General features: G+C 61.6%; 16 protein-coding genes and 1 pseudogene. 7 read left to right on the plus strand and 10 right to left on the minus strand.

The features are described from left to right. Positions 1-53 precede the first annotated feature (53 nt). Both ACNAOU_RS09875 and ACNAOU_RS09880 read right to left on the minus strand, forming a co-directional pair. Positions 54-1,553 (minus strand): CoA-acylating methylmalonate-semialdehyde dehydrogenase, encoded by a 1,500-nt coding sequence (locus ACNAOU_RS09875; RefSeq protein WP_422758561.1) that lies wholly within the window; start codon positions 1,551-1,553, stop codon positions 54-56. Positions 1,554-1,620: 67 nt separating this feature from the next. Further along, the gene (locus ACNAOU_RS09880) at positions 1,621-2,985 is read right to left on the minus strand and encodes an aspartate aminotransferase family protein (protein WP_422758562.1); all 1,365 of its coding nucleotides are present in this window, start codon (positions 2,983-2,985) and stop codon (positions 1,621-1,623) included. Positions 2,986-3,358: 373 nt separating this feature from the next. On the opposite strand from ACNAOU_RS09880, the gene ACNAOU_RS09885 reads away from it, so the two are divergent. The 5 genes and pseudogenes from ACNAOU_RS09885 to ACNAOU_RS09905 all read left to right on the plus strand — a co-directional run bounded on the left by ACNAOU_RS09885 (position 3,359) and on the right by ACNAOU_RS09905 (position 9,294). After that, positions 3,359-4,927: a PucR family transcriptional regulator gene (locus ACNAOU_RS09885; RefSeq protein WP_422758563.1), complete on the plus strand. Its 1,569-nt coding sequence runs from the start codon at positions 3,359-3,361 to the stop codon at positions 4,925-4,927. Next, positions 4,918-5,103 (plus strand): annotated as a pseudogene (locus ACNAOU_RS09890) (ABC transporter ATP-binding protein); the annotation flags it as partial. The gene ACNAOU_RS09885 and the pseudogene ACNAOU_RS09890, both read left to right, overlap by 10 nt. Then, entirely contained in the window at positions 5,100-6,191 is a 1,092-nt protein-coding gene (locus tag ACNAOU_RS09895; RefSeq protein WP_422758564.1) for an ATP-binding cassette domain-containing protein, read from the plus strand. The pseudogene ACNAOU_RS09890 and the gene ACNAOU_RS09895, both read left to right, overlap by 4 nt. After that, a complete protein-coding gene (locus ACNAOU_RS09900) occupies positions 6,188-7,735 on the plus strand; it encodes a glycoside hydrolase family 32 protein (protein WP_422758565.1) in 1,548 nt (515 codons plus the stop codon). Before ACNAOU_RS09895 ends, ACNAOU_RS09900 begins: the two co-directional genes overlap by 4 nt. Before the next feature lie 134 nt (positions 7,736-7,869). Then, positions 7,870-9,294 carry a glycoside hydrolase family 32 protein gene (locus ACNAOU_RS09905; protein ID WP_422758674.1) on the plus strand — a complete coding sequence of 475 codons (1,425 nt, stop codon included), beginning with the start codon at positions 7,870-7,872 and terminating at the stop codon, positions 9,292-9,294. Positions 9,295-9,341: 47 nt separating this feature from the next. Here the strand turns inward: ACNAOU_RS09905 and ACNAOU_RS09910 are convergent, their stop codons facing one another. The 7 genes from ACNAOU_RS09910 to ACNAOU_RS09940 all read right to left on the minus strand — a co-directional run bounded on the left by ACNAOU_RS09910 (position 9,342) and on the right by ACNAOU_RS09940 (position 15,930). After that, positions 9,342-10,004: a GntR family transcriptional regulator gene (locus ACNAOU_RS09910; RefSeq protein ID WP_018778577.1), complete on the minus strand. Its 663-nt coding sequence runs from the start codon at positions 10,002-10,004 to the stop codon at positions 9,342-9,344. A 97-nt stretch (positions 10,005-10,101) separates the two neighbouring features. Further along, the gene (locus tag ACNAOU_RS09915; RefSeq protein WP_422758566.1) at positions 10,102-11,238 is read right to left on the minus strand and encodes an FAD-dependent oxidoreductase; all 1,137 of its coding nucleotides are present in this window, start codon (positions 11,236-11,238) and stop codon (positions 10,102-10,104) included. Between the two features lie 138 nt (positions 11,239-11,376). Continuing rightward, the gene (locus tag ACNAOU_RS09920) at positions 11,377-12,783 is read right to left on the minus strand and encodes an NAD(P)/FAD-dependent oxidoreductase (RefSeq protein ID WP_413308022.1); all 1,407 of its coding nucleotides are present in this window, start codon (positions 12,781-12,783) and stop codon (positions 11,377-11,379) included. Between the two features lie 47 nt (positions 12,784-12,830). Then, positions 12,831-13,565: an SDR family NAD(P)-dependent oxidoreductase gene (locus ACNAOU_RS09925; RefSeq protein ID WP_422758567.1), complete on the minus strand. Its 735-nt coding sequence runs from the start codon at positions 13,563-13,565 to the stop codon at positions 12,831-12,833. 65 nt (positions 13,566-13,630) lie between these two features. After that, a complete protein-coding gene (locus ACNAOU_RS09930) occupies positions 13,631-14,737 on the minus strand; it encodes an alanine racemase (RefSeq protein WP_422758568.1) in 1,107 nt (368 codons plus the stop codon). Between the two features lie 10 nt (positions 14,738-14,747). Continuing rightward, a complete protein-coding gene (locus tag ACNAOU_RS09935) occupies positions 14,748-15,224 on the minus strand; it encodes a RidA family protein (protein WP_422758569.1) in 477 nt (158 codons plus the stop codon). A gap of 16 nt (positions 15,225-15,240) precedes the next feature. Then, positions 15,241-15,930: a haloacid dehalogenase type II gene (locus ACNAOU_RS09940; protein ID WP_354627771.1), complete on the minus strand. Its 690-nt coding sequence runs from the start codon at positions 15,928-15,930 to the stop codon at positions 15,241-15,243. A 237-nt stretch (positions 15,931-16,167) separates the two neighbouring features. Here ACNAOU_RS09940 and ACNAOU_RS09945 point away from each other — a divergent pair, with 237 nt between their 5' ends. Beyond that, positions 16,168-16,398: a hypothetical protein gene (locus ACNAOU_RS09945; RefSeq protein WP_144401263.1), complete on the plus strand. Its 231-nt coding sequence runs from the start codon at positions 16,168-16,170 to the stop codon at positions 16,396-16,398. Between the two features lie 4 nt (positions 16,399-16,402). Here ACNAOU_RS09945 and ACNAOU_RS09950 read toward each other — a convergent pair whose 3' ends face one another. Further along, positions 16,403-18,610 carry a glycogen debranching N-terminal domain-containing protein gene (locus tag ACNAOU_RS09950; RefSeq protein WP_422758570.1) on the minus strand — a complete coding sequence of 736 codons (2,208 nt, stop codon included), beginning with the start codon at positions 18,608-18,610 and terminating at the stop codon, positions 16,403-16,405. 273 nt (positions 18,611-18,883) lie between these two features. On the opposite strand from ACNAOU_RS09950, the gene ACNAOU_RS09955 reads away from it, so the two are divergent. Continuing rightward, complete coding sequence (locus tag ACNAOU_RS09955; RefSeq protein ID WP_018778568.1) at positions 18,884-19,240, plus strand: cupin domain-containing protein; 357 nt, start codon at positions 18,884-18,886, stop codon at positions 19,238-19,240. Positions 19,241-19,463 lie beyond the last annotated feature (223 nt).

A 19,463-nucleotide genomic window follows, 5' to 3' on the forward strand; every position in this document is an offset into this window, starting at 1 on the left:
TAGCGTCGGTTGAGGGCGGCTGGTCACTACGTGCTGTCATAGATGGACTAAGGCTAGCTTCCTTCAGGCATGATGAAGCTGGCGCCTTGGCGGATGCCGGAGGGCCACCGCGACGTCACGGTCTTGGTCTTCGTGTAGAAGCGGAAAGCGTCGGCGCCGTGCTGGTTGAGGTCGCCGAAGCCGGACGCCTTCCATCCACCGAAGGTGTAATAGGCAATCGGCACGGGGATGGGCACGTTGATGCCCACCATGCCCACCTCCACGCGGCTGGCGAAGTCGCGGGCGGAGTCGCCGTCGCGGGTGAAAATCGCGACGCCGTTGCCAAACTCGTGCTCGCTGCAGAGCCTCAGCGCTTCGTCGTAGTCAGTTGCGCGGAGCACGCTGAGGACGGGTCCGAAGATCTCTTCCTTGTAGATCTTCATGTCCTTGGTGACGTTGTCGAACAGCGTGGGGCCCACCCAGAAGCCGCCGTCGTACCCGTCCACGGTGAGGCCTCGCCCGTCAGTGACCAGGGTTGCACCTTCATCCACGCCGGACTGGATGTAGCCCTCGATCCGTTCCTTGGCTGACGCAGCCACCACGGGCCCGAAGTCCGAGTCCTTGTCCAGGCTGTGGCCCACCTTCAGGTCCTTGACGCGTTCGGTCAGTTTGGCCACCAAAGCATCGGCGGTTTCCTGACCCACCGGCACGGCAACGGAAATCGCCATGCAGCGCTCGCCCGCGGAACCGTACCCGGCACCAATCAGGGCGTCGGCTGCCATGTCGAGGTCGGCGTCGGGCATGATCACCATGTGGTTCTTCGCCCCGCCGAAGCACTGTGCGCGCTTGCCATGCGCCGCTGCGGTGGCATAGATGTACTGGGCTATCGGCGTGGAGCCCACGAAGCCGATGGCCTTGACACGCGGATCTTCAAGCAACGCGTCCACGGCTTCCTTGTCACCGTTGATCACGTTGAAGACGCCGTTCGGAACCCCTGCTTCGCTGTACAGCTCGGCCAGTCGCAGCGGAACCGAGGGGTCCCGCTCCGAAGGCTTCAGGATGAAGGCGTTGCCTGCTGCGAGCGCAGGGCCCGACTTCCACAACGGGATCATGGCCGGGAAGTTGAACGGCGTGATGCCCGCGACGACGCCCAACGGCTGGCGCAGCGAGTGGACGTCGATCCCCTGGCCTGCGTTGTCCGAGAACTCGCCCTTGAGCAGATGCGGGGCACCCGCGGAGAATTCAACGACTTCGATGCCGCGCTGGATGTCTCCCTTGGCATCCGCGAAAGTCTTGCCGTGCTCCGAGGAGAGCAGCGTGGCGAGCTCGTCCATATTCTCGTTAACCAGGTCCACGAACTTGAGCAGGATGCGTCCACGGCGTTGCGGGTTCATGGCCGCCCATTCGAGCTGGCCCTTCTCGGCATTCGCGACGGCATTGCGAACCTCGTCCGCGCTGGCCAACGGCAGCCGGGCCTGGACTTCGCCCGTGCAGGGATCGTAGACATCGCTGAACCGGCCCGATGTGCCGTCAATCCTCTGGCCGTCTACGTAGTGTGAAAGCTCGCGCAGCATGTGAATGACTCCTTGTGAATGGCTGATGTGGTGAAGCGGGGCTAGGGTGGGATACCTCTTCATGTCGTCAGCTGTCACTGCCGACTACATAGTTGTCCGCAAGTGCAAGGGCAGCATCGATCATGTCCAGTCCTTTGTGCGTATCCGCATCTGAGATGTTGCAAGGGGGAACCACGTGAATTCGATTGAAGTTGACGAACGGCAACATTCCCTTAGTCTTCAAAAACGCAGAGACTTCATTCATGGCAGGGCTTGAATCGCCATAGGGTGCCATTGGCGCACGAGTAGCTGGGTCGCTCACCAGCTCAAGTGCCCACAGGACGCCTTTACCGCGCACATCGCCAAGGCTGGGATGCGAGCGAGCCATTTCATGCAGTCGTGGTCCGATAACCTCTTGTCCCAGGCGGCGCGCATTGTCTATGAGGCCCTCGTCCTCCATGACGTTGATCGCAGCAACGGCGGAGGCGGCAGCGAGAGGGTGGCCCGAGTAGGTCAGGCCACCTGGATAGGCGCGCGAGCCGAAGTAGGATGCGATTTCGTCGCTGATGGCAACGCCACCTAGGGGAACATATCCGGAGTTAACGCCCTTGGCAAAAGTCAGCAGGTCGGGCGTGACTCCCATGTCGCCAATGGCAAACCAAGATCCTGCCCTGCCGAAACCAGTCATGACTTCATCGGCAATCATCTTGATCCCAAACGTGGTACAGATTTCACGCACGCCTTGCATGTAACCCGCGGGCGGCACCATGACGCCAGCCGTACCCGGAATTGATTCCAGAACAACGGCCGCGATGGTCGTGGGTCCCTCAAAGGCGATTGTGCGTTCGAGGTGTTCAAGCGCGCGCTTGCATTCTTGCTCTTCTGTCTCTGAGTGGAACGCTGACCGGTACAGGAACGGCCCCCAGAAGTGGACTGTCCCGGTATTTCCGTAGTCGTTAGCCCAACGGCGGGGGTCGCCGGTCATGTTGACCGCAGTGGTGGTTCCCCCGTGGTACGACCGATAGGTCGTCAGGATCTTGTAACGACCTGTGACGAGGCGTGCCATCCGCACTGCATGCTCGTTGGCATCCGCTCCGCCATTAGTAAAGAAGATCCTGTTGAGATCGCCGGGTGACCGTTCCGAGATGAGGCGTGCTGCTTCGCTTCGTACATCCACTGCGTACTGTGGAGCCAGCGTGCAAAGCTTCCCTGCCTGCTCCTGAATGGCCCTGACGACACGGGGGTGCTGGTGGCCGACGTTCATATTGACAAGTTGACTGGAAAAATCCAAGTAGCTGTTGCCGTCAGCATCCCATACATAGCTTCCGTCAGCCTTTGTGATGACCATAGGGCGCAAGGTGTCCTGGGCTGACCAGGAGTGAAAGACATGCTCACGGTCCAGGCGATATGCTCGGGCCGGCACTGTTTCGGTCGCTGTGCTGGTGTCGTTCATGCTCACTGATTCCCGTCTCTTCACGTTTGTCCCCACTCGGCGTCTTCCGCTTGCTGTTTAGTCCAGAATCGCTGAAGAGAGAAGCGGAACGAAGCGACAGGTTGTCTGTTTCAGACGCGTTTCCCAACACCATGTCTCGACTAGCATCGGATGCGTTGGTATCTGCGGCCGACATCGTTTAAGGTCAAGCTCCAGCATGCTCAACTGCCGTAATTGAGCCAAACCACAAGTCAACTGTCGGTGGACGGGTCAAGTAATGCCGGGACGCAATGTAGGAAATCAGGCTTTTTCACTACAATCTGGCTTCTAAGAAGCATGGCTTCGCCGTGCAGCTGGGCCAGTGCAAAATTCCTAACGTTCTTCGAGGAGGAATATGTTGCCCACAGTGAGGCAAGTGCTAGCCACTCAGGTTCTGGCCTCCGCAGAACCGGAGATTCTCGCTGCTGCACACCAACTCGACCGCCCAGTTCGTTGGATACATCCAGCAGAAGTGTCCGATATCGCCCACCTGCTACGCGGCGACGAACTAGTGATGACGACAGGCTCATTTCTTCCCGCGGACGACCAAGGCCTTGGCGCATACGCGGAATCGCTGGCTGCCGCCGGAGCCGCGGGACTTCTCTTTGAGCTCGGGAGGAAATGGCAAGAAGTTCCTGAGGCCCTCACCAACGCCTGCGCCAAGGTCGAGCTACTCCTCGTGGCGCTGCACCGGGAAGTACGCTTCGCCGAAGTCACTGAGCAGATCGGAGGGCTCATCCTTGAATCGCAGGTTGAAGACCTAAGGGCCGTTGACCAGGTCCATGAAACTTTTACGCGGCTGGATTTGGAGGCATCGGGACCGGAAGAAATTCTCGGCGCTGTTGCAAGGTCAGCCGGGTTCCCAGTGGTTTTGGAAACCACGCGGCACCAAGTCATCGGTTTTGACAGCGCTGGGAGGAACACCACATACATCCTCAAGGACTGGACGCGGAGGTCAAGGGCGGCAGTGTCATTCGGACGAACCGGATACGACCGTCGCAGGGGGTGGCTGATGACTGTTGTTGGATCACGCGGCGACGACTGGGGCCGGCTTGTGCTCATGACGGACGCGTTGCCCAGCCGCCGCGACTACGTTCTCCTGGAACGGGCAGCAGGTGCCTTGGTTCTTCACCAGATGCGGACACGGGCCCGAGACAGTATCGAACGCAATACGCATACGAACCTGCTCGTAGACCTTCGTTCCGGTCGTATGTCACCGGAGCTCGCACTGCGTTGTGAAGCAGTTCAATTTCCCGTGCAGTCCCGGCAATTTTTTGCAATAGGGATCAGAGGACGAATCCCCGTGGACGGGTCCAAGCAGTGGCAGCCATCGGACGTTGCAATGCTTCTGACATCATCAGCGCGGGCACTTGGACTGTCAATGCTTGTCGGACTCGACACGGACCATGTTCTCGGCCTGGTCAGTACACCGCTGAACACCTCGGTAGACGGCGTGTTGAGAGGGCTCACACAGGAGTTGGGAAGGTCCGGAGGATTTGTTGCGGCCCGCGGCGAGGTTGTGGAGAGCATTGAACAGGTATTCCGAACGTTGATCGATGCCAGGAATATCCTGGGCGCCACCACGGATGACGATCCGAGATCCTGGGTTACCTTGGCGGATGTACATCTACGCGGTCTTATTCAATTACTACGCGACGACGACCGGCTAAACCTTTTCGTACGGCGCGAATTGGGGCCACTCGTTACTTATGATGCCAGGCACGGCACCCAGTTACTCGAACTACTCGCTGTTGTGCTCCAGACGCCAGATGGGAAGGCGGCTGCCGCTAAGCGACTCCTGCTATCGCGAACAGTTTTGTACGATCGCCTAGCTAAAATCGAAAAAATTTTGGGAGTGAGTCTTGATGATCCCCATATCCGCACTTCCCTTCACGTAGCCGTTTTGGCCCACAGCAGGCACTGATGGGCGCGTTTCCGCCCCTTACCGGTCCCCGCGTTCCGTTGACGGGACTGCCCGACGGCGTGAAGTTCCGGGACATCCCGGACCTCACCGAGGCAGCACCCGGCCATTTTGTGGCCCCGTTTGGTGCCGACGCTTCGGTGATTGATTCGACTGACTTCGAAGGAGCTGCACGATGAGCCACTCCCTGATGACCCCCTCGGCCGCGTCCAAAACCAGTACCCCTGCCCTTGAAATCCGTGGACTGGGAAAGTCGTTCCCGATTGGCGGCTTGTTCTCCCGCGACTCCGTCCGCGCCCTGCACGACATCGATCTGACCATCGGCAAGGGCGAAATCGTAGCCCTCGTGGGAGAGTCCGGTTCCGGCAAAAGCACCCTGGCCCGCTGTGTGGCGCGGCTCGAGAAGCCGAGTTCGGGGGAGATCCTCATTGACGGCGTCGATGTCCTCAAACGGGATCGTTTCCAAGCGTCCCGGGCCTTCCGGTCCCAATTGCAGATGGTGTTCCAGGACCCCTTCGGCTCCTTGAACCCGGCCCACAGGATCGAGCATTTCCTGCGGCGTTCCCTGGCGATCCACGGCAAGGGCGGTTCCGAGGAGCAGACCCGGCACCGCCTGGAAGAACTTATGACCACCGTCGGCCTGGAAGCTGACATGCTGAACTCGTACCCGCACGAGCTCTCGGGAGGTCAGCGCCAACGCGTTGCGATCGCCCGGGCCCTGGCCGTTGAACCGCAGGTCATCCTGGCCGACGAGCCGACGTCCATGCTGGACGTCTCCGTCCGGATCGGCGTGCTGAACCTGATGCGCAAGCTCCGCGACGAGCAAGGCATCTCCATGCTGTACATCACCCACGACCTCGCCTCCGCCCGCTACCTGGCGGACCGGACGGCGGTCATGTTCGCCGGAGAGCTCGTTGAAGAGGGCGAGTCCTTGGATCTGTTGGCCAACCCTGCGCACCCCTACACCCAACTGCTGGTCTCGGCCGTGCCGGATCCGGCCCGGGCCGGCTCGTACGATCCCGTCCGCCGGGCCGAACTGAGGCAGGCGGTCATGGCCTCGACGCACTGCATGTTCGACGGCGACCCGGACCAGGCCTGCTCGGCCGAGGAACCCGTCCGCCATCGGGTGGGGGACCCCGAAAACCGTCACTGGGTGCGCTGCCACCTGTACCGTCCATGGGCCGCTGCCGGCGGCCACGCCCTGGCGAGTGAACCAATCCAACCCGGCCACCCGGCGTCGACCGCTCAAGATGGGGCTTCCGCATGACTGAAGTGACCCATCCGCTCGCCACGGTTCCGCAGGATGAATTAGTGGGCCGTGCCGAAGCAGATCCACTAAGGCCGCGTTTCCACTTCGTCTCGCCGGCCGGTTGGCTCAACGATCCCAACGGTGTCAGCCAATGGAACGGCACCTACCACCTCTTCTATCAGTACAACCCGGAGGGTGCCTTCCACCACCGCATCCAGTGGGGCCACGCCACCAGCACCGATCTGGTCTCCTGGAGTGACCAACCCGTAGCTCTGGAACCGTCCGCGGGACCGGACGCCGAGGGCTGCTGGTCAGGGGTGTTGGTGAACGACGGCGGCACGCCCACCTTGGTGTACTCCGGGCGGTCCGGCGGGAAGGAGTTGCCCTGCGTCGCCGCAGGAACTCCGGACCTGCAGGACTGGACCAAGGACCCCCGAAACCCGGTCATTGGCGCACCGCCGGCCGGTGTGGACATCACTGCCTTCCGCGATCATTGCGTATGGCGGGAGGGAAGCGTTTGGCGGCAGCTGGTTGGTTCTGGGATCCGGGACGTCGGCGGCACGGCGTTTCTTTACGAGTCCTCGGACCTGCGCACCTGGGATTATCTCGGGCCACTCTTCATCGGGGATGCCTCTCAAGGTGATCCTGAAGGCCCTGACTGGACAGGGACCATGTGGGAATGTGTTGATCTTTTCCGTGCAGGACAAGGATCGTTGGGATCTCCACATGCCGGTGACTCGACGGATGTGTTGGTCTTTTCCGCGTGGAACGACGGCGAAACCCGCCACCCGCTGTACTGGACGGGTCGTTACGCCGGCGACACCTTCGACCCCAAGTCGCTGCACCGGCTGGATTTCGGCGGCCGCTTCTTCTACGCGCCCCAGTCTTTCCAGGATGAATCCGGCCGGCGGGTCATGTTCGGCTGGATGCAGGAAGGGCGAAGCGACGCAGCCATGGTGGAAGCCGGGTGGTCCGGGGTCATGAGTCTGCCGCGGGTCGCCACGTTGGGCAACGACGGAACCCTGGAGTTCGCACCAGTGCCCGAAATCGGGAAGCTGCGCAGGAGTCACACCCATATGCCTGCCCAGGTACTGGTGGCCGGAACGGCCATGGATACCGGTGTTTCCGGCAACCAACTCGACCTTGAGGTGGAGTTGCAGCTCTCCGCAGGTGCGGAGCTGCGACTCGGACTGCTTGGATCTGTGGACGGCGCTGAAGAGACGGTGGTCATTCTGGGCCGCTCGGCCGACGGAGGCGCCACCGGCATGCTGCATCTGGACCGCACGCGCAGCAGCCTGGACCTGGCCGTTGATGTGGAGGAGAAGTCCGGCCCCCTTCCCATGACGGACGGCTGGGTTCGCCTACGCATTCTGGTGGACCGGTCCGCCGTCGAAATTTTCGCCAACGGCAAGCCGCTGACTGCCCGCGTCTACCCGACCCAAGGCGGCGGGCGCGTAACACTGGCCGCCACCGAAGGTACGGTGCGGCTCCTCTCCTTTGATGCTTGGACCATGGCCGGGGTGTTCGAAGAAACCCGCAGCCTCCTGCCGGAACGGAAGTGAAACCCATGAAGAATTCATCATCATTCTCCCGCCGCGGACTACTGACAGGCGCCGGTGCGGTTGCTTTGGGCGGATCCCTGGCGCTGTCCGGCCCCGCGTCGGCGGCAGGCAGCCCCTCGAAAGGACCAACCCGGATGCGCCCCGACTATCACTTCAGCGTCAGCGACAACTGGAAGAACGATCCCCAACGACCCATCTACCTGGACGGGGAGTACCACTACTACTACCTGTACAACGCCGACTACATCACCGGCGGGGGCGGCACGTCCTGGCGCCGGGCCACTACAACCGATCACGTAGCGTTCCGGGACCGGGGTGTCGCGATCCCGAAGTTCAGCAACGGCAACGGTGACTGTTGGTCCGGATGCCTGGTGGTGGATGAGCGAAATACTGCGGGATACGGTGCGGGGGCGGTCATAGCACTCGTCACCCAGGCACCGGAAGGGCGCCAGGCGCAGTACCTTTGGTACTCGACTGACAGGGGGCGTTCGTTCAAGCCCGGTAGCGCGGCTCCGGTGCTGCCCAACCCCGGCGTGCACGATTTCCGTGATCCCAAGGTGATCCGGGACGCGGACCGTGGGCGGTGGTTCATGGCCAACGCCGAGGGGCAGAAGCTCGGGTTCTACGCCTCACCGGACCTGCGGACCTGGAAGCGTGTTGGGGAGTTTGTCCGCACCGACCTTGGGCTTCTTGAGTGCCCTGACCTCTTTCGGATGACAGCCGACGACGGCACCTCCCATTGGGTCTTGGGCACCAGCGCGAACGGCAAGGGCCGCGGATTGCCCGCGACGTATGCGTATTGGACCGGCGCTTTCGACGGCAGTTCCTTTACGCCCGACCATGCCGAGCCGGAATGGCTCGATTACGGCTTCGATTTCTATGGCGCTGTGACCTACCCGCATCACACAGAATCGGGTGCGGAGGACCCAACCCTGCGGCGGGCGATCGGATGGGCCAATTTCTGGGACTACCCCCACAACACGCCCACCCTTGCCGCTGACGGTTACAACGGCGACGACATGATCGTGCGTGACGTCCGGCTCAAGCGTGGAAATGGCGCCTACTACCTTTCCTCCACCCCCACGTCCGCGCTGGGTAACCACGTGAAGCGCACACATCGGCTGGGTGATGTGGCAGTTGCCGGTACATACGACTTGAAGGTCCGCTCGAACGCGTACGATCTGAGCTGCGAGGTGGTGTGGGATCCGGCTGCGCCACCGGCCAATCTCGGTTTCGAGCTATGCCGCGCACCAGGAGGAGGCAGACACGTTGCAGCAGGCGCCTACCTGCGCGGGCCCTTCGCCTACGTCAACCGCCGTCCCACCGTCAACCCCACGGCCGGGGAATCCCAAACCCCGGTGGACCCCGCCGCCGGAAGACTCACGCTACGCATCCTGGTGGATCGGACAAGTGTAGAGATGTTCGTCGGCGACGGGCGCTTGGTCCATTCGCACCGGGTCTTCCCGCTCGACGGCGATGACGGCATCCGCCTCTACGCCCACGAAGGTGCGGCCACGTTCCGGGAACTGACCATCCGGGAACTCAAGGTCACGCCATAGCGCGAAAAGCCCGCCGGCGTTGCCGGCGGGCTTTTCCGGAGTTGACGTCAGGCCGGGTCTGCGGTTTCGGCGCCTAAAGCGTTCTGGAACTGGCTGAGCGTTTCCTTGCGGTAGCCCTCGATGTCACCGTTCAAAGCAAGCTCCGCCAGCTTTTCATGTTCGACGGCAACTTGATGAAGATCGCTGTACGTGGGATGGTCCGCCGCGAAGTAAAGACGCAACTTGTTCTCCCAACCGCTCCACAGACTGTAAAGCGCCGCGTTACCGGAGTGTTCGTAGAAGAGCCGGTGGAACCTAAGGTGGGCATCAATGCTCGCCGGGATATCGTTCGCATCGGTTGCCCGGTAGAGTTCCTCGATGGTCTGCTTGAGAAGAGGCCGTTTCGCATCCCGCAGTGTCGGGGCAGCGAGCTCGGCGGCATAAGGCTCCACCAGCAGGCGGATGGATGCGATCTCGGAGACGTCCCGATCGCTTACCTCCACAACGAAAGAACCACGGAAGGGGACTTTCACCACGAGGCCTTCCTCTTCAAGCTTGGTCAACGCCTCACGCAGTGGCGAACGACTGATGCCGAGATCCGTAGCGATATGCGTTTCCCGCAGCTGTTCCCCGGGAGAGACGGTTCCATCCAAGATGGCGGTGCGGAGCACCCGGTAGACGCCGTCAGGCGTGGTCGTTCGCTGCTCTTGCCACTCAAACCTGCGATCCACCCTGGGCCTCCTCGTCGATTGTCGATTATACAGGGGGTGTTGATTTCGTCCGTGGTGGGCTCTACTCAGGGAAGGTTTCTGAGCTGGGGTGCCCTCATCAGGCGCCGGTGGTGAACCGCTCCGGACGCACGAAATCCAGGCCTTCGATTGGTTGTTTGCCAAGCGCTTCATGCGCGGCGATGTGACCGTACCCTGTGGCGTTCTTAAAACCGCCTCCGGAGAACCCCGTCGCACAGTAGATCCGGCTCGATTCGCTGAGCCATCCCAACAGAGGGTTCCGGTCCTTGGTGTACAGCTCCGGAAAGGCGTCTGAGCGGACGATCGACGGAACCAGGCCCGGGATGAAGTCCGAGACTGTCTTCAAGGTCTCGGTGGTTTCGGCTTCCGAGAGTTCCCTGGGAAAACGGTCGGCGTCGGTGACCACTGTTCCCCGCCCATCCAAGGTGGCTTTGACCGTTACCCCATCGACGGCGGGCGCGCCGTACATGGCGCGGTCGTCGTACATGCGGCTAAAAACGGGGAACGTTTCCGGGGTGAAGCGGGCTGCGTCGCGGGCCACGAACCACGACAGGAACACCCGGCGCGTCTCAACATGCGACTTCAGATTCTCAGGCATGAGTCGTTTCGACCAACCGCCCGAGGCGAGAATGACGTTCTCGAAGCTCCACGAATTCCCACCTGAGGTGACAACAACGCCGTCGTCGGTTTCGGAGATGCTGTCGATAGGGGTGTTGATGTGCACCGTAGCTCCATTGGCCCGTGCTGCGCCTATGGCGGCTGTGACGGCGCGGTCCGTGCGCAGGGCCCCCGCATTCGGATCGTAAACGGCGACATCGTCTGCGCGGAGGTTGTGCTGTGGATAGCGTTCGGCGAGATCTTCGCGGCTGAGGACTTCGTGGGCAGCCCCGTTGAGTCGTGCGGTTTCCAAGAGGCCGCTGATGTACGGGCCGCCGGCGGTGCCTATGGACAGTCCTCCGGTCCGTGTGAGAATGTCCTGCCCGCTTTCTGTTTCCAACTCAGCCCAAAGATCACGGGAGCGTTCGAGGATCGGGTAGAGGCTGGGGGTCCCGAGGTAGATCATGCGAAACAAGCGGGTGTCACCGCCCACGGCGCTTCTCCCGTGAGCAGGGGATTGTGCCTCGAACCCAGTGACCGGGCCGGCCATCCGGGAGGCCTGCCACAACGCCATACTGCCGATACTGCCGAGTCCAATGACTGCGAGTCTTCCATCCATGGTCAGGCCCTCCCTGAAGCTTGGTTTTTTGCCGGGCTGGTATTGGCGCCGCGCCCTGTTTCAGGCCCATGCCGGCGTCTGGAACCGGTTTTCATGATGCTTCCCTTCGAGGGTTTAGCCAGAGCGTTGGCAGATGCGCTATTCATGGAGTCCGGCGAGCCTGCTGCCGAATTTGGCCAAGAGTGAAGTTTTGGTTGAATCCCGGCGCTCTTCCCATTGGTCAGCCAGTCCGAAGAGACGGTACATGCCATGAACACCCAACCAGCGGATGGGCTCCGGTTCCCACTTCCGCGCGCGGTAGCCCACCCAGGGAAGTGAAGTCCGTTCAGTCTCGCGTTCGAACGCCAGCTCGGCGAGGGTTCGCCCACCGACATAGGCTGCCGTGACGCCGTGTCCCGCATAACCCGTTGAAGAGCCGACGCCGGCCGCTGGATCCCAGTGGACACCGCCGTTCCAGTCACGGGTTACACCAAGAACACCGGACCAGGCATGGTCCACCTCGAAGGGGACATCCGGGAAGAATGTCCGGAGCTTCTCCGCAAGCAGATTTACGGTGGACTGTGCTGTTGAACCGCTTCCTCCAGTGCCGGAGCTGTAGCGGTAGGGGACTCCCCGCCCTCCCATGGTGATACGGCCGTCCGCTGTTCGCTGGGCGTAGATGAAGGTGTGTGCTGAGTCGCTGAGGCACTGAAGTCCCTTCCATCCGATGTGCTGCCAGGCTTCGTCCGGGAGCGGCTTAGTCACGATCATGGAGGAATTGATCGGTATAAGGGTTCGGGTTCCAAGCAGCGGGCCTGAGTACCCTTCCGTGCAGATGAAGGTCTTGGCAGCGCTGACCCGCCCGTTCGCCAGGGTGAGGGTGTCCTGCCCGACACTGTCTACCCGACTGTCCTCGTAGATGCTGACCCCCATGGACTGCAGGGTGTCTGTCAGCCCGTGAACCAGCTTCGCAGGGTGGAACCGGGCGCAGTGTTTGTAGTAAAGCCCTCCGTGGACCGTGGAGATATTAATACGGCTTTGAAAGTCATCGCGGTCCAACATCTGGATTTCGTCTTCGGTCAGGCCGTATTTCAGGTCGGCATCGCGGCGGGCCACCAGTCGGCCCTGCCCCGCCCTGGTGTGGGCAGCCACCAGGGCACCACCCTTGTGCTGGTCCGCGTTGATGCCTTCGGCCTGGAGAATGTCCAGCACGGAATCGACGCCCGCCACAAACTCCTGCTGCAAAGCCCTGCTCGCTTCCAAGCCACCTGCTGATGCGCGGGCGAACGTTGCCCGGTTTCCCGGAGGCATTGCTGAGAGCCAGCCGCCGTTTCGACCGGAGGCGCCATAGCCGACCTGCTCTGCCTCGAATACCGCTACCTTGAGTGAGGGTTCGAGTTTCTTGGCAAAATAGGCCGCCCACAGGCCTGTGTAACCGCCACCTATGATGGCCAGGTCTACAGTGTCCTGCCCCGTGAATTGCGGGCAAGTGGGTCTATTGTCTGTGCGGCCGGCCATCCAGAAGCCGAGGTCTCCGTTGCGGGGGGTTGCTGAAAGGGCATTCATTTTGGTCCTGCTTTGTGTGTGATGTCGTGCATTGGGGGACGTGGTGGTCAGAAGGCGGTGTAACCGCCGTCGACAGGGAGAACCGCGCCGGTGACGTAAGAAGATTCCGATGACGCCATGAAGAGGATGGCGTCGGCAATCTCTTCGGGGGAAGCGAGGCGTTGTAGCGGGATCTGTGCTTCCCGCTCCCGACGATAGGCCAGGGGGTCCTCCCTGCGGCGGAACGATGCTTCGATGACAGGGGTTGCCGTCAGTCCTGGAGCTACGACGTTGACCCGGATGTTTCGGGGAGCCCACTCTATCGCTGCGCCCTTGGCCAGCATGATGAGGCCCCCTTTGGCTGCGGAATACAGGACCTCATCAGGCTTTCCGACCATACCCAGCCGTGAGCTGACCAAGACGAATGAACCTCCGGCAGCCGGCAACAAGGGCGCAAAGTGTTTCATCATCAGGAACGAGCTGAGCAGGTTGCTGTGAAGCACGTTCTTGGCGTCGTCGTAGCTCATCTCTATCAGGGGGCCGCTGACCTGCAGCCCATGGTTTAGGACAACCACGTCTACGGTGCCGAACGACTCTGCCGCTTGACGGGCCAGGCTTTCGACAAACGCTTCGTCGTTGAGGTCGCCGGGAACGTACAGGTCCTCGGGCAGGGCGCTATCGAGCTGTTCCCTCCGGCCAGTGAGGATGAGACGGGCGCCTTCGCGGTGAAAGTGCGAACTCACTCTCTCGCCGATTCCGCTGCTTGCTCCGGTTACTACAGCAGTCTTGTTTTCGAGTCTCATGGTGTCTATCTCCGTGAAGTCGGTGATTGTTGGGACGGGTATGCCTTCGGCCCGCTGGCGGCGGTTCAGCTGAGGAATCCGCGGGCATCCACTGTCCAGCGCTCCAGGAAAGCGCCAGCGCTGTCGGTGACTATCAGCTCGTCAAAATTGATGACTACCGGGCAGACGTGATTGGGGACGATCGGAAGCACAGCGCCGATGCCGGGATGGAAATCGCCTGGGGGCACGGCGAGGAAGCCGTGGTATTCGTTGAGTTTGGACAGGACTGCCTGTGTGCCGGCGACGGCGCCGTAGCCGGTTTCAGGACTGCCTTCACGGCTCAGCACTTTGGTGCCTACGTCGAGTATGACCTGATCGGATACCCAGTCGCTCACCACGGTCCCGGCAACAAAAAGCGCGATCTGTTCCTCGGTGCAGGCGCCCAGCCTACTGTTGTTGAGGTCGTTGAAGACGTACTCGCCAGGCCGGATTTCGGTAATGATGCTGTTGCTTGCAAATTCGATGGTGGGTGTCGATCCTGCACTGACCACGTCGGCTCTGATCCCTACGGCATTGAAGCTGCGCACGGCGGTGGTGAGCGCGGCCTCCTGGTCCATGGCGGCACGCTTGCGGGCGTCCGGACTCAGACTGCCGTGGCCTGGGTAGGTGAACACGCCCACCGGCACCAGGCCTCGCTTGCGGGCGGCCGACCCGAGGGAGCCTGCTGCCTCCGGAGGTGCTCCGGAACGACGGGCACCGCAGTCGACTTCGATTACGACTTCCAGCCGATCGGCCTCAGAGCCCATCGCGTCGGCAAGAGCGTCGACTGCCGCAAAGTTGTCAACGCCGACCCGCAGCCGGGTGGTGGCGGCAAGCTTTCGGATCCTCAGGCCTTTCGTCACTGAAGGCCAGATCGGGTAGGCGATGAAGATGTCGTCGAAGCCGGCCGCGGCAAACACTTCGGCCTCACCCACGTTGCCTGCGGTGATGCCCACCGCGCCGGCTTTTACCTGGCGACGGCCTATTTCCAAGCACTTGTGTGTTTTCACATGCGGCCTGACGTCGAGGTTCCGATGAGTGGCAAAGGCCTGCATGCGATCGATGTTGTCCTGCATGACATCGATCAACACGATCGGGGCCGGGGTGTCGATCCGATCCTGCAAGCTGTCCAAGGCTTGTTGAAGCCGGTTCACGGTGTTCTCCTTATTCGTCAACGGCCGTGCAGACCATTTGGATCTCGACTGGTGCGTTGAGCGGCAGCCCTGCGACGCCAATAGCGGTGCGTGCATGTCGTCCGTTCTCGCCCAGCACCTCCAGGAGCAAGTCGCTGGCCGCATTGGCCACCCGCGATTGCAGTCCGAAGTCGGGTGCACTGGCAACGAAGACCAGCATCTGGATTATCTGGACCCGGTTCAGATCTCCCACTGCTTGTTCCGCGGCGGCGAGGCAGTTCAGTGCGGCGTGGCGTGCGAGTTCCCGCGCTGCCTCCAGCTCCACGTCCCGTCCAACAATGCCTTGCCCCAGGAGGGCGCCGTTCTTGAATGGCAGCTGGCCGGAAATATGAATGCTCGAATGAACGGCCCGGTGATCCACGTAATGGGGGTTGTCGGCGAGGGTGGGAAGATCCAGGCCAAGAGCCTGGAGCCTGGTGATAGCCGGCCCGGTCTTTGTGGCGCTCATCTGTATGCGGGCTTTCTCATGTGGCTGCTGGACGCTGCAGGCCAAAGAGGACCGGCAGGTCGGCGATTTCAGTGATTCGTTCGTAGCCGAGCCAGTGCTCGTCGTGCTCAAAGCCGCGGTCGACGTAGACCTTGTTGCTGATACCCAAGGTGGCTGCGGGTCGCAGGTCGTACATCGGGCTCGCGGAAACGTGCACGATCTCGTGCGGCGTCACGCCGAGCTTGTCGAACATGTACTCGAATGCGCCGAGCCGAGGCTTGTACATGCCCATTTGTTCGGCGCTGATAACAGCTTCGAACGGTGCCTTCAGGTTTTCGGAAAGGCGAGTAGCGTGCGCAGTGTCGCTGTTGGTGATGATGACCAGCGGAACGGCCTCAGCCAGCTTGTTCAGCGCCTCGGTGACGCCCGGGTAGGGGCCCCACTCGGGGACGGTCTCGTAGACAGCGCGGGCGTCGGCGGATTTGTAATCGATGCCAACCCTGCGGGAAGCCCGTTCCATGGAGTTGGCGATGATTTGGTGGAACGGCTTGTAGTCGCCCATGCATTCGTCGATGCGGTATGCCTTGCAGGCCCGCAGGTAGTGATCAGCGATGTCGGCCGGAAGCCGGTCAGCCAGGACGTCACGGATCGCATCGTTGATGCTGAATTTGATCAATGTTCCGTTCATGTCGAACGTAACGAATTTTGGGTTGGTTGCGAATGCCATGTTTCCTCCGGTTCTAGTGATGTCGATTGTCGACGAAACACGCTCACGCCTTCGTTGATTGTCGACAATACGCTTGTTCGAGCCGGATTGTCAACAAGATAAGGAGGTCGGGAAAGCGGCACCAGGGGTGGACCCAAAAATTACAGACCCTCACCCTTTCGTAGATTGTTGACAATTGCTAGGCTCTATTCATGTCCTCGCCCCATCCACGGGGCGTTACCCGGAGAAGGAATTGCCATGAAGAAGCGCCGCCCTGCTGCCCCAGCCCCTAACGAGTCCGAGACGGCGAGCACTGGTCACCACTGCCCGCAGGCGGGGTGGTGGTCCGTAGGTCATGAAGCTGCCCCGATGTTCATTGCCGAGGGCCAGGTGATGCCCGCCGTGGGCGGAGTTCCGGCTGTTTGGATTCTGCGCGAGGCGGCCGGCCGCGGCCGTTTCGTTGCGACATCCCTGCGCGCGGCGTTCTAGAACGTTAGCTCCTTTGGGGGTCCCTGCCCGGGCCGCCATGCGATCGGCTGTTGGCATCGAGGTCGTTCCACAAGCCCGCCTGCCCCACGAGTTCGGTCAACCAGGGCCGGTGTCCCCGGTGGAACTTCATGCCATCCGGCAATCCCTGCACCCTGGGAATTGAATCGGCGATGTCGATGGTCACCCGGCCGCCCGCCATGGGCGCGTTGGTGATGTGCAGGTCGCCGTAGGAGGCAGGCAACCGGGGATCCATCCAGAAGCCGCCGCGCGAAACGTGGGCGTCATACCTCATCAGGCTCGTGATCAGTTGGATGGGCGAGGTGGCTGCCCAGGCTTGGGGTGAGCAGGCGGTGGGGTAGGGGACTGGTTCGCTGTACTGCTCCCGGCTGAACCCGCAAAACAGCTCGGGAAGACGGCCCTCGGAGTAGTCGGCCGCATCAAGCAAAGCTGTAGCAATCCGTTGAGCCTCCTCCACGAACCCGTAGCGCATCAGACCTGCTGCGATGACTGCGTTATCGTGCGGCCAGACGGAACCGTTGTGGTAGCTGGCGGGGTTGTAGGCGCCCATATCGGTTGCCAGCGTCCGTACGCCCCAGCCGCTGAACATCTCCGGTGACATAAGCCGCTCAGCTACGAGGGGCGCCTTGTCCTCGTCCACCAGGCCAACCCAGAGGCAATGCCCCATATTGGATGCGCAGGCATCCACCTGCCGCTTCCTTCCGTCCAATGCGATCGCATAATAGCCACGATCCGGCATCCAGAATTCCTCATTGAACCTGGCTTTCAATTGCGAGGCACGATCGGCGAGTTCGCGCGCCAGGGGTGAGTCGCCGGCGTCGTATGCCATCCAGGCGCGGGCCATGTACGCGTCGTAGACGTATGCCTGGACCTCGCACAGCGCGATAGGCGGCTCAGCGGGCCTTCCGTCCGCGAAGTTGATCCCGTCCCATGAGTCCTTCCAGCCCTGGTTGATCAGCCCGCGATCGTTGAGCCGCTCATACTCGACGAACCCATCGCCGTCCCTGTCGCCGTAGTCCCGGATCCAGCCGAGGGCGCGGTCTGCGTGGGGCAGCAGCGCGGCAATGGTGTCCTTGGCGAAACCCCAACGGCTGACCGAACCCAGAACCACCACGAACAGCGGAGTGGCATCGACACTGCCGTAATAGATTGACTTGCCACCCAAGGCCAGGCTGCTGGAGACATCCAGGCGGACCTCATGCAAAATCTTGCCCGGTTCTTCCTCGCTCACGGGGTCGACTACCGAACCCTGCCTCTCAGCCAATGTTTGCAAGGTTCCCAAGGCCAGCGAGGGATCGACCGGCATGGCCATTTCCGATGCCCACAACGAGTCCCGGCCAAACAGGGTCATGAACCACGGGGCTCCCGCCGCCACAACCACCCTCTCCGGGTGGGCTGGATCCTCGATGCGGAGGGCTCCCAGATCGTCGTAACTCCGCCTCAAGGTCCTCTCAATTGAGTGGTTGCCCATATGCAGGACGGGAATCTTGGCCACCCATTCCTGTCGGCGTTGATCGCTTCGGGATAATTCGCCGACGGCGGGATGCACCACCGGCGCTGACGGCGCCGACCCTTCAAGTCCGGGCATCACGGTCAGCTCGGTGCTCCAAGAGCCCCTGGGCGGGATAGTGGTCCTGTAGCTAAAACCTTCACGGCTCGCTTGGGCAACATCGGAACGTACGACGACGGACTTCCGGATGTCCCGCCAGCGGGCGCGAAGGATCAGTGTGTTGGCATCGGCTTCGCAGCTTTCCTCCCACTGCGTCAGAACCCGCGCTTCCTTGACTTCGAAGACGTCGGCGAAATCCGCACCGACCGTGATTTCCATCAGGCAGTCCGCGGGTTTCATCGAATAATTCCAAACGGTCATGCGTTCCACCATTCCTACGCCCAATTCGCGGACACGTTCCACGATCAGCGGGGTGTCCGCATATCCGTCGGACATGGTGATGCGGCCGGCGAAGATGGCTCTGTACGGTTCCTTCGTTTGGGCTGTCAGGGGTTCCACGGGCTGACCGTTCACCGTCAAGCTCCAGGCGGACAGGATGCGCGTGTCCTGGAAGAACAGGCCGTGCGGATGATCCGGACCAATGTCGCCGCTGGGCAGGGAGATGCAGAAGGAAGTACCCTCCACCAGCGTGACGGTCCCCGCGCCCAGGGGGCCGGCGGCGGTATCGGCATTCCATCCAGCCATGTCTGGCTCCTTTGGCTGTTCTGCTACCTGCTCAGAGCGACGCTACTCCTGCTCGGCGTCGTGGGCCAGACCCGGGGTCGGGGCGGTTTCAGCCGGCGATGAAGGTCTCGCTTGTTCCTCGGTGAATGGGTCTCCGCCCTGGTGTGGGGCGTCCGCCCTGTGGTCACTTCTGGCAAAACATATCGTCAATTGTTGACAATTGCTAAAATAGAGATCGGCCTGCCAAAGATGGCGGGCCCATTGACGTCGGGCCCAGGCCCGGAAGGAGCAGCAATGGTCAAGGCCACTGTGATGAACGATGCATTAACCGCCAACCCCGGGGAGCACATAAGCAAGGCAACCAGCAGCACACCAGGGCAGACCGAGGTCTCGTTCCGGCTGTGGGCAAGGGAGGGACACAAGACAGGCATCTGGGAGGTCACGCCAGGAGTATTCAAGAGCACTCGTCCCGGCTACGACGAAATCTGCCAGATCCTCAGTGGCAAAGGGACAATCACTGAAGAAGACGGGAGCAGCTTTGAGATTGGTCCTGGCACATTGTTCGTCACGCCGGCCGGCTGGACGGGTACGTGGACCATTCACGAGACGCTGCGGAAAATGTGGGTCGTGACTGACGTCCCGACCAATTAGAGGCAGAAAGGAAGGGCCCGGTTCACATGCGGGCGGGTTCTAGCGGTCGTTGCAACACCCAGAACTTTTGGGAGTTGCAACGACCGTGTCGTCTTTAACGGAGGAATCTGCCGGGCGGAGGAAATACACGCCGGAGCAGAAGGCTAAGTTTTTTCTCGTATGGGACCGGTGTGGGAGCGTGAGCGCGGCCGCCGCGGAGCTCGGCTTCAATCAGATGACGTGC

Source organism: Paenarthrobacter sp. C1 (assembly GCF_049315185.1).
Taxonomy (GTDB): domain Bacteria; phylum Actinomycetota; class Actinomycetes; order Actinomycetales; family Micrococcaceae; genus Arthrobacter; species Arthrobacter nicotinovorans.